Source organism: Microlunatus spumicola (genome assembly GCF_039536445.1).
Taxonomy (GTDB): Bacteria; Actinomycetota; Actinomycetes; order Propionibacteriales; family Propionibacteriaceae; genus Microlunatus; species Microlunatus spumicola.
In genome coordinates, this window is sequence record NZ_BAAAYR010000001.1 from 946,740 (window position 1) to 959,915 (window position 13,176).

General features: G+C 74.9%; 12 protein-coding genes. 7 read left to right on the forward strand and 5 right to left on the reverse strand.

Going from position 1 to position 13,176, the window contains the following annotated elements:
• Positions 1-364: 364 nt before the first annotated feature.
• Positions 365-610, forward strand: a complete 246-nt coding sequence (locus tag ABD665_RS04290; protein ID WP_204912080.1) for a zinc-ribbon domain-containing protein — start codon at positions 365-367, stop codon at positions 608-610.
• Positions 611-670: 60 nt separating this feature from the next.
• Here the strand turns inward: ABD665_RS04290 and ABD665_RS04295 are convergent, their stop codons facing one another.
• Positions 671-1,720: a hypothetical protein gene (locus tag ABD665_RS04295; RefSeq protein WP_204912079.1), complete on the reverse strand. Its 1,050-nt coding sequence runs from the start codon at positions 1,718-1,720 to the stop codon at positions 671-673.
• Between the two features lie 154 nt (positions 1,721-1,874).
• Between ABD665_RS04295 and ABD665_RS04300 the strand changes: the two genes are divergently transcribed.
• Positions 1,875-3,449, forward strand: coding sequence for a glycosyltransferase family 39 protein (locus ABD665_RS04300; protein WP_204912078.1), 1,575 nt, complete (start codon positions 1,875-1,877; stop codon positions 3,447-3,449).
• Positions 3,450-3,632: 183 nt separating this feature from the next.
• The gene (locus ABD665_RS04305; RefSeq protein WP_204912077.1) at positions 3,633-4,475 is read left to right on the forward strand and encodes an RIO1 family regulatory kinase/ATPase domain-containing protein; all 843 of its coding nucleotides are present in this window, start codon (positions 3,633-3,635) and stop codon (positions 4,473-4,475) included.
• A gap of 33 nt (positions 4,476-4,508) precedes the next feature.
• Here ABD665_RS04305 and ABD665_RS04310 read toward each other — a convergent pair whose 3' ends face one another.
• Entirely contained in the window at positions 4,509-5,306 is a 798-nt protein-coding gene (locus tag ABD665_RS04310) for a MerR family transcriptional regulator (protein ID WP_204912076.1), read from the reverse strand.
• Between the two features lie 78 nt (positions 5,307-5,384).
• Here ABD665_RS04310 and ABD665_RS04315 point away from each other — a divergent pair, with 78 nt between their 5' ends.
• Positions 5,385-5,738 carry a nuclear transport factor 2 family protein gene (locus ABD665_RS04315; protein WP_204912075.1) on the forward strand — a complete coding sequence of 118 codons (354 nt, stop codon included), beginning with the start codon at positions 5,385-5,387 and terminating at the stop codon, positions 5,736-5,738.
• Positions 5,739-5,769: 31 nt separating this feature from the next.
• Here ABD665_RS04315 and ABD665_RS04320 read toward each other — a convergent pair whose 3' ends face one another.
• A complete protein-coding gene (locus ABD665_RS04320) occupies positions 5,770-7,101 on the reverse strand; it encodes a reverse transcriptase domain-containing protein (RefSeq protein WP_204912074.1) in 1,332 nt (443 codons plus the stop codon).
• A 260-nt stretch (positions 7,102-7,361) separates the two neighbouring features.
• Entirely contained in the window at positions 7,362-8,258 is an 897-nt protein-coding gene (locus tag ABD665_RS04325) for a LysR substrate-binding domain-containing protein (protein WP_204912073.1), read from the reverse strand.
• A gap of 71 nt (positions 8,259-8,329) precedes the next feature.
• Between ABD665_RS04325 and ABD665_RS04330 the strand changes: the two genes are divergently transcribed.
• Positions 8,330-9,268 (forward strand): EamA family transporter, encoded by a 939-nt coding sequence (locus tag ABD665_RS04330; RefSeq protein ID WP_204912072.1) that lies wholly within the window; start codon positions 8,330-8,332, stop codon positions 9,266-9,268.
• A 23-nt stretch (positions 9,269-9,291) separates the two neighbouring features.
• On the opposite strand, the gene ABD665_RS04335 is transcribed toward ABD665_RS04330, so the two are convergent.
• Complete coding sequence (locus ABD665_RS04335) at positions 9,292-10,182, reverse strand: MmyB family transcriptional regulator (RefSeq protein ID WP_204912071.1); 891 nt, start codon at positions 10,180-10,182, stop codon at positions 9,292-9,294.
• A 142-nt stretch (positions 10,183-10,324) separates the two neighbouring features.
• Here ABD665_RS04335 and ABD665_RS04340 point away from each other — a divergent pair, with 142 nt between their 5' ends.
• Positions 10,325-11,308 (forward strand): aldo/keto reductase, encoded by a 984-nt coding sequence (locus tag ABD665_RS04340; RefSeq protein WP_204912070.1) that lies wholly within the window; start codon positions 10,325-10,327, stop codon positions 11,306-11,308.
• 189 nt (positions 11,309-11,497) lie between these two features.
• Positions 11,498-13,174, forward strand: coding sequence for a RecQ family ATP-dependent DNA helicase (locus ABD665_RS04345; protein ID WP_204912069.1), 1,677 nt, complete (start codon positions 11,498-11,500; stop codon positions 13,172-13,174).
• The last annotated feature ends 2 nt before the right edge of the window (positions 13,175-13,176 follow it).

A 13,176-nucleotide genomic window follows, 5' to 3' on the forward strand; every position in this document is an offset into this window, starting at 1 on the left:
TCCTCTTCCGGACGCGGCCAGAAGCGGACACCTCGAGCGTCGAGCGTTAGGGCCCGGCCGCGCTGGTTATGCCCACGCCCAGAGGTGGTGGCTGCGCCGCACGACGGTCGGGGGATCGCGACGATGCGCAGCGGACGGGGTCGGCTGCTGTCACGCACCAGCCGGCCCCGGCCCCTTCCGGCGCCCGCGCGGATTCGTCCCGGTCAGATGGCTCCACTCCCCGCTGGACGACAACGATGCGGATCTGACCGCGTCTGCCCGGTCGGATCCGCATCGGTATCAGGACCAGTGCCCCCTCCCCCGCCCCGGACGGCGGCCGTTCGGGCGCACCGGGGACGGGCCCGGGTCCACGTACGGTGGCGCGGTGCTGATCTTCGGACTGTCGACCAAGGACTTCCTGGTCGCGACCCTCGTCTTCCTCTGCGAGCGCTGCCACCAGCAGGGCGCCCACCACCTGGTCAAGCGCGTCCGCCGGTTCAGCCTGTTCTTCATCCCGCTCTTCCCGGTCAGCACCCGCTACACCGACACCTGCACGGTCTGCGGTCGCACGATCGGCGTCCCCCGGGAGATGGCCGAGCAGGCTGCCGTGAGCGCGACCAGCGGTTCGTAGAACTCTCCGCCGTTCGACCACCGCAGAGGTGGTCGATCGGCGGAAATCTCGGCCGACCGGCTAGTCGGTCTCGGTCACCCACCTGTGCTCGTCGTCCTCGAGCGCGACCCGCCGCCAGGTCGTGGCCGACTCGGCTCGGCCGAGGCTGTCCGTGAGCCAGTAGGCGAGGCCGGGGTCGAAACCGGCGAGGACGGTCTGACCCCCGCGCGTCGGCAAGGCCCGGCCGGCGGCAGCGAGGTACCCGGCGACGGTCAGGTGGACCGCGTCGTGGTCCTGGCTCACGGCGTACCAGTCGGGGATCTGCCACGGCCCCCGTCCACCCGTGGCGAGCCACCAGTCGTGACGTCGCGACCGGTCGACCTCGAGCGGGTACCGGTCGACCAGGTCCGTCCAATCCGAAGGTCCCCCGATCTCGTAGACGGAGCGGTCGGGAAGGACGGCAACCGGCGCTACCCTCGCCCGCTCCCACCCCATCGCGTCCTCGACCAGCTCGAGCTGGACGGCGGGCAGCCGGCCGAGCCGCAGGCTCGTCGTCGTGATGTTCACGGCGACGGGTGTGGACCACCACTCGCCCGAGACACCGGTCTCGTACGACGTCGGCCAGCCCTGCGCCTCCGCCTCCCCCGCCACCGTGCCGTGACGCCACCGGCGCAGACGCTCGACCGTGCCGGTGAGCTCCGGGGCCTCGGCGCGACGGCGCCCCGGCTCGCACCACCGCACGATGCTCTGGACCTCGGGGGCGAGCGGCTCCCACCACCAGGCGGCCGCAGGAGCGGACACGAGTCCCCGCGCGACCGACCGAAGAGCCCCGACGACGTCGGGACGCCCCAGCAGGTCGTCCAGCCCGGCCGGCTCCTGCCAGTAGGCGGCGGAGTCCACAGCCGTGCCCAGGGCGTCGACCAACGCCGACGGGTCCTGGAGCGCGGCGACCCGCGAGGGGTCCACGGCCGCGAGACCGTGCACGAAGGTGGCGGCGTCCGCACGGTCGGTCGGGCGGAACGGCCAGCCCAGGTCCGGCGCGACCTGCACCCCGACCGCTGCGCACACGTGGCGTCCCCGCGGCCCGGCCAGCAGGGACGCGATGCGCCGCTCGACCTCCTGCTCGTCCACGCAGCGCAGTCTCGTCGGTGCGGGGCTCGTCCACCGGGACTTTCTGCCGAGGCCCACACCTCGGCCGTACGTCAAAAGTTCATCTGAGCGACCACCGGCGTACCCGGGTCACGTCGGGAACCGGGCGCGCGGCGTCACTAGGTTCGGGCGGGTCATGACGACCCTGCAGCAGCGCCCCACCTCCCCGGACGAGCAGCTCGACCGGCTCCCGGTCCGGGCGCCCCGGGCACTCCTGACCGCGGTCGAGCGGCCGGACGAGTCGCCGCGGCTCCGGGCGGGCGTCGTGGTCGCCTCGGTCGTGGCGATGCTGGCCGTGGGGTTCTGGGGGCTCGACCGCGGGTCGATGTGGCTGGACGAGACCGCGACGTACACCGTCGTCACGCGCCCCGTGCACCAGATCCTGGCCGTGCTCGACCACATCGACCTCGTGCACGGCGCCTATTACCTGCTCATGCACGTGTGGATGCTGCCGGGCGGCGGCGAGGTGTGGATGCGGGTGCCGTCCGTGCTCGCGATGGGCGTCGCCGCCGCTGCGACGGCCGGCCTCGGGACGCGGCTGGCCGGGGCCCGGACGGGTCTGGTCGCCGGCCTGCTCTTCGCCGGGTGGCCGCTGGTCTCCTACTACGCCCAGGAGGGGCGCTCGTACGCGCTGGTCACCGGCGCGGTCCTCGCCGCCACGTACTGCCTCGTCCGGGCCCTGTCCGGAGGCCGTCGGCGCTGGTGGTGGGGCTACGGGCTGGCGATCGTCGTCGCGACGACGCTGAACGAGCTCGCCGTGCTGGCGCTGACGGCGCACGCGGTGACGGTCCTGCTGTCCCGGGTCGGCTGGCGCGTCTGGCGCTGGTGGGCCGTGGCGGTGCTGGTCTGCGGCGCGCTGATGGTTCGCGTCACGCTGCTGTCGCTGGAGCAGGCGGACCAGGTGGCCCACACGGCGGCGATCGGCCGGAGCACGTTCGTGGTGCTGCAGGGGAAGTTCCTCGGCACGAGCCCGTGGGTGCTGACCCTTGCCCTCGGCCTCGTGGTGCTGGGCGTCGCTGCCGAGCTCCGGCGGTGGAGGCACCACGAGGGTGGTGCTCTCGCCGCGGTGGCGCTGCCCCTGCTGCTGGTGCCCGTCGCGGCGCTGCTGGCGGTGTCGCTGGTGCACCCGCTGTTCGAGGTCCGCTACGTCCTCTTCTGCGTCGCCGGGCTCCCGCTGCTCGCCGCCCGCGGGGTCGAGGTGCTGGCCGCCCTCGCCGCGCGCGCGACGAGCCGGACCGCCGTCGGCTGGGCGGTCGCCGGGCTCCTCGTGGCCGCGGTGAGCCTGGCCCAGCTGCCCGACCTGCGCCACGAGCGGACGGTCGGTTCGCGCTCGCAGGACTTCGCCGGCGCCGCCGCCGTCCTGCGGGCGCAGGCGCAGCCGGGCGACGCGGTGATCTTCCTCCCCATGAGCTTCCGGCTGGGCGCGCTGGCCTACCCGGAGGGGTTCGCGCAGGTCGACGACGTGGCCCTGCAGAAGACCGCCGTACGGGCCGCGAACCTCCGCGGGACGGCGCGCAAGCCCGCCGACGTCCGCGCGGCCATGCTCGAGCGGGACCGGATCTGGGTCTTCGGCACGGTGAACCTGCGGGTGAAGAGCACGGACAAGGCCGGCACGAACCAGATGGCCGTGCTCGACGAGCACTTCGTGCAGGAGCGACGCAACGTCGTCCGCGGCGTCGAGGTCGATCTCTACGTGCGCAAGGACGGCTGAACCCGCCCTCGCTGAGGGGCGACCGGAAGCCGAAAACCGGTTGCGGGTCCGCGACGGGGGGTGCAGCGTACGGGTGGTCGACCGGTGTGGGACCGGTCCGGAGCAGGAGGAGGTGCGTGGTGTCCGTCGACGTCCCCGGGTTGCCCGCAGCCCACCCCTCCCGCTCTGGAGACCTGCTCACCCATGTCCGACCTGTTCCCTGTCCCACCCGCACCCGCCTCTGACCCCGAGGCCCTCCACTACGTCGAGACCGACGACCTCGCGCCCGGCCAGCGCTGGTCCACCTGGGACGACGTCGGCGTCCTCGCCGGCCCCGAGCCCTGGCCCGACTGGGTCGTCACCTCCGACGCCGCCGTCGACACCGAGCTCGGCGTCCTGAAGACCGGCAAGGAGGCCGACGTCTTCCTGCTCGAGCGGGCCGACGCCCACGCCGGCGTCGTGCTCGCGGCCAAGCGCTACCGCGGCCTCGACCACCGGATGTTCTCGCGCGACGCCGGCTACACCGAGGGCCGGCGGATGCGCAACAGCCGGGACCGTCGCGCCGCGGCGAAGGGCACGCGGCACGGCCGGGCGGTCGAGGCCGGGCAGTGGGCGGCCGCAGAGTTCGCGTGCCTGTCCCGGTTCTGGTCCGTCGGCCTGCCCGTGCCCTACCCCGTCCAGCTCGACGGCACGGAGCTGCTGATGGAGCTGATCACGCTCGAGGACGGGTCCGGGGCGCCGCGGCTGGCCCAGACACGACCCGCCCCGCCGCTGCTGGAGGCGTACTGGGAGCAGCTCGTCGAGGCGATGCGCGGCATGGCCGCGCTGGGGCTGGCGCACGGGGACCTGTCGGCGTTCAACCTGCTCGCGGCGGACGACCGCCTCGTCATGATCGACCTGCCGCAGGCCGTCGACGTGGTGGCGAACCCGCAGGGCATGGAGTACCTCGCGCGCGACTGCCGGAACGTCACGACCTGGTTCCGCGCCCGCGGGCTCGACGTGGACGCCGAGGAGCTCCTGGCCGACCTGCTGGCGTGCGCGTTCTGACGGTCGGAAGGTCCCGGCCCGGCGCAACAGCGGTCAGGGCGCGGCGACCCGGAACACCGGCCAGCCGATCTCGGTGAGCCAGGCGGAGGGTTCGTCGGTGTCGCGCGGCCCGACGAGGTAGGTCTCGCGGACCGGGCCGGCCACCGCCAGCGCGTTCCCGGCCACCCAGGCGCCGACCTCGCCGTACGTCACGTCGATGTCGTCGTGCGCGCCCACGTGGGTGGCGACGGCCAGCTCGACGGCCGGGAGCGTCACCGGTCGTACGCGGCCCCGGCTCGGCGGGTCGTCCGTCGGGCGGTGCACGAGCACGTGGCCCCGGCCGAGCTCGAACAGCGCGTTGTCGTACAGCCCGCCGGGCGCACCGGTCGACACCCGCACGGTCGCGTCGAGCTCGGCCATCGCGCCGCTGTACCAGCCGAGGACGTCGTCCAGCGCGACCTCGCCCTCGACGGCCGCCACGGTCGTCGCCGGGACGGCCCGCAGCTCCACCTGCAGCGGCGCCGGTTCCGGCCGCAGCAGCCGCCGCAGCGAGACGACGGCCGCCCGGGTGCGGTCGAGCTCCGCCTCGAGACGCCGCAGGTGGTCGGCGACGAGGGCCGCGCGGACCATGGGTTCTGGCGCTCGCAGGATGCGCCGGACGTCGGCGAGCGGCACGTCGAGCTCGCGGAGGCGGTGGATGACCTGGGCGTCCGGGATCTGCTCGACCCCGTACGAGCGGTAGCCGGTCGCCGCGTCCACCACGGCCGGGACGAGGAGGTCGGCGTCGTGGTAGCGGCGCAGGGTCCGCACGCTCAAGTGGGTCAGGCGCGAGAACTCCCCGATCGCCAGCATGCGCCGAGTGTGCACCCTCCCCCCGGGGGAGAGTCCCGCGCTTGACCCTCCCTCCGCGGCATCACGGACGGTGGTCGCATGACCACACCGACCCCGGTCCAGCCCACGCAGCTGCCCGCCACCGTCCGCACCTTCCTCACCGCCCACGTCGCCGGCGACGCCGACACCGCGATCCGGTCCTTCGCCCCCGACGCCGCCCTCGTCGACGAGGGGAAGACGTTCCGCGGGGCGCGGGAGGTCCTCGACTTCCTGCGCCACGCGGGCGGCGAGTTCACTTACACGACCGAGCTGGTCGGCGCCGAGCGCACGGACGACGCGCACTGGGTCGCCGTCAACCGGCTCGAGGGGGACTTCCCCGGCGGCGTCGTCGACCTCCGCTACCGCTTCACCCTCGCCGACGACCTGATCACCGAGCTGATCATCGCTCCTTGATCATCCCCCCTTGATCATCGAGCGATCGGGCTCAGGCCGGCCACACGACCGCCTCAAGCTGGGCCCGCAGGCGCCGGCCGCGGACGGGGTTGACCGACTCGACCCAGCCGACCCGGCCCTCCAGGTGGGAGCGGAAGTCCGGGTGGGCCTGCCGGTTGGCCGCGGCCGGGCCGTTCCGGGTGGCGTCGTGCAGGACCGCGCGGAGCTGGTCGTGGTACGCCCGGGGGACGTTCACCCGGTCGTTGACGACGAGGCCGGTGACCTCCTGACGCTGCTGCGCCGAGCGGATGCGGGTCTTCGGCGGGTTGAGCGCGAAGCCCTCGTCCCGCACGACGGCCCCGACCAGCGAGACGAACCGTCCCTGGTCGACCCGCGGCCCGGAGAACGTGAGGTCGTCGGCGTACCGGCTGTACGTGAGTCCGGTCGCGGCGGCGAGCCCGGCGAGGCGGCGGTCCAGCGTGAAGCCGGCGAGGTTCGCCAGCGCCGGCGAGGTGGGCGCGCCCTGGGGCAGGTGCCGGCTCCGCAGGCCGGCGCGCAGCCACGCGCGGCTGCTCGCCGAACCGCCGCCGGGCATGCCCGCCAGCGCGACGCGCGGCGTCGGGTGGGTGCACAGGCAGGCGAGCGCCCAGGCGACGGGTTCCGGGTAGCCCAGCCCGCGGAACAGCCCGTTCACGCGGTTGACCGTGATCGAGGCGAAGAACGCGCGGAGGTCGAGGCAGACGACCGACTCCGCGCCCACGTGGTTCGCGGCGTGGGTGACGGCGCTGCGCCCGCGGACGAAGCCGTGGACCGCCGGGTGCACCGGGACCCAGACGAGGATGCGGTCCAGGACCCTCCGCAGGACCGCGCGCAGCAGCGGGGTGGGCACCTCGAGCAGCCGGGGCGCGGCGCCGGGCCGCTCCACCCAGCGGTGCCGGTAGACGTGAAAGGGGCCGTCCGGCGTCCGGCGCTGCAGGCCGTGGGTGTCGGCGACCCAGACGAGCTGGTCGAGGGGCAGCTCGAGCGCGTCGGCCAACGCCGGGAGGTCGGGCAGCTCCGGGACCGGCCACCGGCGTACGCCCATGGCCCCCGGCAGCGTCGGGACCCGGACCACCCGGACCACGGAGCCGCGCCGCGACGCCCGGTCCGCGTGCTCGACGAGCGAGGTCTGCTGCAGGACGAACCGGGTGAACGCGTACGGGCCGTCGGTCGGGGGCGACCGGTGCGCGGCGACGACCGCTGCGGCGACCCGCGGCAGCCAGCGGTACCGACGCCCCAACGCGGTCGCGCCCGCGTCGACCAGGGCGGGGACCGTCCAGGCTTCGGCGGCGAGGAAGGCCCAGGCGAGCCCACGCGCCAGCGCCTCGTCCTGGTGCCGGCTCACGGGCGACCGGGTGCGGGGTGTGGCGGCGGCGCCGGACGACCAGTCCTGCACGAGCGGGTGCCGACCTGCGCGGAGCGCAGCCGGGCACCTGCGGACCTGCTGCGAGGTGGACCTGCTGCCGCCCGAGGGAGCCTCGGGCACCGATCCCGCCGGAGCGGGTTCGCGATCTCGCCGACGTCGCCGACCACGGCTGATGGTGACAGACCGGACGGGGCGGCGCCCGAGCGGGCGCGCGTCGAGCGGGCGCGCATCGGACCCCGCTACGTGCCGCTCAGCTCCCCCGCCGCCCGGACGAGGACGTCGAGGACCGTGGTGACCGCGCGGCGGAACCGCCGTTCGGGTCGCACGAGCGCGTCCACGTGCCGCGCGAGGTCCATGTCGGCGAGCGGTCGCAGCACGACGTCGGTGCGCGGCGGCGCGGTGTGGCGGGGCATCAGGGCGACACCGGCGCCGGCAGCGACGAGGCTCGCGGAGGCCGTGAGGTCGTTGACCCGGTGGCTGATGATCATGGGCCGACCGGCCGCGGCCGCGATCGCCTCGAGCGGGGCCAGGAGCGGGAAGCCCTCGTGCACGCCGATCCACGGCTCCCGGCTGACCTGGTCGGCCGTGACGCGCGGCTCGCGGGCCAGCGGGTGGTCGGCCGGCAGCGCGACGTCGAGGGGTTCGCGGAGCAGGTGCGTGACCGAGACGGTCGCGGGCCAGGGCGAGCTGTGGTCGAGCCGGTGGGCCAGCACGACGTCGTGGTCGGCGCACAGCGCCGGGAACCGGGCCTGGGCGACGTCGTGCTCCGCGCAGACGACCGGCGGGCCGCCGGCCGCGGCCGCCCGGACGACCGGGGGGAAGAAGGCCGCGGCGGCGCTGGAGAAGGCCGACACGCGGACGGGACCGCGCGGGTCCTCGAGGTGGGCGTCGACGGCCGCCTCCGCGTGCGCCAGCGCGGCGGCCACGTCGACGGCGGCCGCGGACAGCGCCCGCCCGGCGTCGGTGAGGACCAGCGTGCGGCCCCGCCGCTGCGTGAGGGCGACGGGCACGTTCCGCTGCAGGGCCGCCAGCTGCTGCGACACGGCCGACGGCGTGATGAACAGCGCCTCGGCGACGGCGACGACGCTCCCCCGGTCCCCGAGCTCGCGCAGGACCGCCAGCTGCCGTACGTCCATGAAGGAACGCTACAACGTGGATTGACCAAGACGTCCTTGTTCTTCATCGTCTACTGATCGACGGTGAGCGGGTGCGACTCCGCGGAACCGGCTCCGGCCACGCCACCGACCTCGTCCTGCTGGGCGTCGCCCTCGTGTGGGGCAGCAGCTACCTGGTCGCCAAGGACCTCACGGTCGTGGCGCCGGTCGTCGTCGTGCTAACCCTGCGCTACGTGATCAGCGCCGTCGCCCTGGCGGTGGTCCGCGGAGGGACGCGGGCCCCGCGGCCCGGCCGGCGCGAGCTGGGCGTGGGCGTGCTGCTCGGCGTCACGCAGGCGGCGGTGCTCACGCTGGAGACGTTCGGGGTGTCGGGCACGACGGCCACGAACGCCGGGTTGATCATCAGCCTGACCGTGATCATGACGCCGCTGCTGGACGGCGTGTGGAGCCGACGCCCGCTGCCGCCGCCCTTCTTCGTGGCCACGGTCGTCGGCGTGGTGGGCGTCGGCCTGCTCGTGTCGGGCGGCGGCTTCCGGGTCCCGGCGTGGGGGGACGGGCTGATGCTCGCCGCCGCGGCCGTCCGCGCGCTGCACGTGAGCCTGATCGGGCGGCTGACCGCGGGCCGCCCGTACGGCTCGCTGACGCTCACCACGGTCCAGGCCGTGGTAGGCGCCGTCCTGCTGTCCGTCATCGCAGCGCCGCAGCTCGCTCGGACCGTGACGGTGCTGCCGCTCGCCGCCTGGGCCCAGCTCGCCTACCTGGCGCTCGCCTGCACCGTCTTCGCGTTCCTGGCCCAGACCTGGGCGATCCGCCGCACCTCCCCCAGCCGCGCCAGCCTGCTGATGGGCACCGAACCCGTCTGGGCCGTCGCCGTCGGGGTCGCCCTGGGCGGCGAGCACCTCACCGTCGCCGTGGCCGTCGGCGCGACCCTGATCCTCGCGGCGACCTCGTACGGCCAGCGCGTCGAGCGCACCCACCGCCTCGCCCACGTCCTGCCGCCGGCCCCGGCCCGGGAGCCGGCCCGCCTCTGACGGAGCCGGAGGCCGGACAGGGCTCAGGCGTGGTCGCCGACCCCGGTCCGGACGCCCTCGGCTCCCGGCGGCGCCGTCGCGGCCCAGGTCGCGAGGAGCCGGAGCCCGTCGTCGCTGGCGGAGCCGGTCGGCGCCGAGAAGGCGAGCAGCTGCAGGCCGGGGTGCGAGGTGAGCTCCATGGCCTCGAAGGTCAGGTCGAGGTCACCGACGACGGGGTGGTGCACGTCCTTCGAGCCCGTCCGGTGCACACCGACGTCGTGGGCCGCCCACAGGGCCCGGAACGGGTCGCTGGCGCTGACCAGCTCGGCGACGAGATCGGTGAGGACGCGGTCGTACGGCGTGCGGCCCGCCTCCGCGCGCAGCAGGGCGACGACCTGGCGCGCGGTCCCCTCCCAGTCGCGGTAGAAGGTCCGGGCGCGCGGGTCGAGGAAGGTGAAGCGCGCGGCGTTCACCGGACGGCCCGGCAGCGCGAACATCTCGGAGAACAGGGCCGCGCCGAGGCGGTTCGTGGCCACGGCGTCGAGGCGGCCGTTCTGGACGAAGACGGGCACGTCGCGCATGGCGTCGAGCAGCTGCAGCACGTTCGCGCCCACCTGCGGAGGGCGGACGGGGCGGCGCCGCGTGGATCCCGGGGCCGTCGTACGGGCGAGGTCGTAGAGGTGGGCGTGCTCGGCGTCGTCGAGCTGCAACGCGCGGCTGATGCCGTCCAGGACAGCGTCGGAGACGCCCGCACCGTTGCCGCGCTCGAGCCGGACGTAGTACTCCGTGCTCATCCCGGCCAGCAGCGCCACCTCCTCGCGGCGCAGGCCCTTCACCCGGCGGCGCCCGCCGAAGTCGGGCAGCCCGGCCTGGGCGGGCGTCAGGCGTTCGCGGCGCGAGGTCAGGAACGCGCGCAGACCCTCCCGGCTGTCCATGGGACGACCCTAGGTGCCGCACCTCGGCGGAGGGAGTCACTGGCGTTGACCCCCTCGCCCGTGACTCCCTGGACCTCTCCCGCACGTCTTCACTGGGCCGGTCGGCACCCGCAGCACCTCCACGACCCGGAAGGTCCACCCCATGAAGCACGTCTCCCTCGGCAGCCTCGACGTCTCGCGCATCGGCCTGGGCGCCATGACGATGGCCGGCACCTACACGAGCGAAGGTGCCCTGGACGACGCCGAGTCCGTCCGCACGATCCACCGTGCCCTCGACCTCGGCGTGACCCACCTCGACACCGCGGAGATCTACGGCCCCTTCCACAGCGAGGAGATCGTGGGGCGGGCGCTGGTCGGGCGACGCGACCAGGTCGTCGTCGCCACCAAGTTCGGGCTGGTCTCGCACCGTGGCGGCGTCGTCCCCGGCACGGTCGACAGCAGCCCGGCCACGGTCCGCGCCGCCGTCGAGGGGTCGCTGAGGCGGCTGCGCACCGACCACGTCGACCTGCTCTACCAGCACCGTGTCGACCGCGGCACGCCGATCGAGGAGACGGTGGGCGCGGTCGCCGACCTGGTCGCCGAGGGCAAGGTGCTCCACCTCGGCCTCTCCGAGGCGAGCCCCGACACCATCCGGCGGGCGCACGCCGTCCACCCGGTCGCGGCTCTGCAGACCGAGTACTCCCTGTGGACCCGCGACCTGGAGACCGGGATCCTCCCGCTGCTGCGCGAGCTCGGCATCGGGCTCGTCCCCTACTCCCCGCTGGGGCACGGCCTGCTCACCGGGAAGATCAGGTCCGTCGCCGACTTCCCCGACGACGACTGGCGCAAGACGAACCCCCGGTTCACCGGCACGAACTTCACCCGGAAACTGGCCATCGTGGACGAGGTGCGGGCCATCGGGGCCGAGGTCGGCGCCTCCCCCGCCCAGACCGCCCTCGCCTGGATCCTCGCCCAGGGGGACGACATCGCCCCCATCCCGGGCACGCGCCGGGTCGCGCGCGTCGAGGAGAACACCGCAGCGGACGCCGTCGTCCTGACCCCCGACCAGGTCCGTCGGCTCGACGCGCTGACCCCGGCCTCCGGCGAGCGGCACGACGAGGCCAACATGGCCTCCGTCGAGGCCTGAGCGCGGAGGACGTCGTCGCGCCCGCCACCCGGGCAGGGTCCGGGCAGGGCCCTGTCCCGGCTGCTGCGCCGGACGGCGGCTCGTCACGCTCTCGGAGGCGCTCGCTTGAGGCTCGAGACGGGCCGGGCGGCAGCCGGTTCGAGTCGAACGACGGAAGCGCGGGCCGGCGGCAGGCAGCAGGATGGGCGCGTGGACGACGTCGACGCCCTGGCCCGCACCGTCTTCGGCTACCCGTCCCTGCGCCGGGAGCAACGCCTCGCGCTGGACCCGGTCGTCCAGGGCCGGGACACCCTCGCCGTCCTCGCTACGGGAAGCGGCAAGAGCGCGGTCTACCAGCTGGCCGGCCTGGTGCTAAGCGGGCTCACGGTCGTCGTCTCGCCGCTGGTCGCCCTGCAGCGTGACCAGCTGCGCGGGCTCGCCGGTCGCGTACGGCCGGACGGGCGACCGGTGCGGGCGGCGCAGCTGAACGCCGCGATCCACGTGGACGAGGCGCGGGCCGCCCGGGCCGCGGTCGCCACCGGTGAGCTGGACTTCCTGCTGCTCGGTCCGGAGCAGCTGGACCGGCCGGCGACGCGGGAGCTGCTCACCGCCACCGCACGCCCGTGCACCCTGCTCGTCGTGGACGAGGCCCACCTGATCAGCGAGTGGGGCCTGGACTTCCGGCCCGACTACCTGCAGCTGGCCGACGCCCGCGTCGCCCTCGGCTCGCCGCCCGTGCTGGCCCTGACCGCGACGGCCTCCCCGCCCGTCCAGACCGAGATCACCCGCCGGCTCGCGATGACCGACCCCGCTGTCGTCGTCGCCGGCTTCGACCGGCCCAACATCAGCCTCGCCGTCCACCCGGTGCGCGGCGGCTCCGACGCCGACCACGAGCGCGCCGACGACACCGTGGTCGAAACCGTGCTCGCCGGCCCCACCCCGGCCCTCGTCTACGCCGCCACGCGTCGCCACTGCGAGGAGCTAGCGACCCGGCTCGGACAGCTCGTGCTGCGCGCCGCCCCGTACCACGCCGGGCTGCCGGCCGCCGAGCGCTCGGCGACGCAAGACGCCTTCCTCGGCGGTGACCTGGACGTCGTGGTCGCGACCAGCGCGTTCGGCCTGGGCATCGACAAGCCGGACGTGCGCAGCGTCGTCCACGCCAGCCCGCCGGGGAGCCTGGACGAGTACTACCAGGAGGTCGGCCGGGCGGGCCGGGACGGCGGACCCGCGCGTGCGGTGCTGGTCTTCAACCCGTCGGACCTGCGCCTGCCCCGCCTCTTCGCGTCGGCGGCCCGCGTCCGCGACGTCGACGTGGCCGCGGTCATGGCGGTCCTGACGCGCGCCGGTGGCCCCGTCCCGCTCGAGGAGCTCGGCCGGGCCGCGGGCCTGGGGGCCCGCAGCACGGAGAAGGCCGTCGACCGCATCGCCGAGGCCGGCGGCGCGACGCTGCACGACGGCGTGGTGACGCCGACGCCGGACGCCCCGCCCACCACCACCGTCCGTCGGACGCACGACGCCGAGCAGGCGCGCGAGGCGGTGGCGGAGAGCCGCATCGACGCGGTCCGCCACTACGCCGAGACCACCCTGTGCCGACGGGCGGAGCTGCTGGGCTACTTCGGCGAGACCTACCCCCCGCCCTGCGGCAGCTGCGACAACGACCACCGGCCGCCGCCGCTCGTGTTCCGTGAACCGGCGCACGGCGCCCCTCGGTCCGTGCCCGACCCGCGCGGCGTGCAGCCCGGCACCCGCGTGCAGCACAACCTCTGGGGCGAGGGCCTCGTGCTCTCCGCCGACCCGCACGAGCTGTTCGTGGTGTTCGACTCGGTCGGCTACCGCCACCTCACCCCCGCCACGCTGGGCAACGGGCTGCTGCACGTCCTGCCCTGACG

What these genes read in the sequence shown, in the direction of transcription:
- ABD665_RS04300 (WP_204912078.1), top strand. Translation starts at nt 1,875, where the DNA reads ATGACGACCCTGCAGCAGCGCCCCACCTCCCCGGACGAGCAGCTCGAC.
- ABD665_RS04305 (WP_204912077.1), top strand. Translation starts at nt 3,633, where the DNA reads ATGTCCGACCTGTTCCCTGTCCCACCCGCACCCGCCTCTGACCCCGAG.
- ABD665_RS04310 (WP_204912076.1), bottom strand. Translation starts at nt 5,306, where the DNA reads ATGCTGGCGATCGGGGAGTTCTCGCGCCTGACCCACTTGAGCGTGCGG.
- ABD665_RS04315 (WP_204912075.1), top strand. Translation starts at nt 5,385, where the DNA reads ATGACCACACCGACCCCGGTCCAGCCCACGCAGCTGCCCGCCACCGTC.
- ABD665_RS04325 (WP_204912073.1), bottom strand. Translation starts at nt 8,258, where the DNA reads ATGGACGTACGGCAGCTGGCGGTCCTGCGCGAGCTCGGGGACCGGGGG.
- ABD665_RS04335 (WP_204912071.1), bottom strand. Translation starts at nt 10,182, where the DNA reads ATGGACAGCCGGGAGGGTCTGCGCGCGTTCCTGACCTCGCGCCGCGAA.
- ABD665_RS04340 (WP_204912070.1), top strand. Translation starts at nt 10,325, where the DNA reads ATGAAGCACGTCTCCCTCGGCAGCCTCGACGTCTCGCGCATCGGCCTG.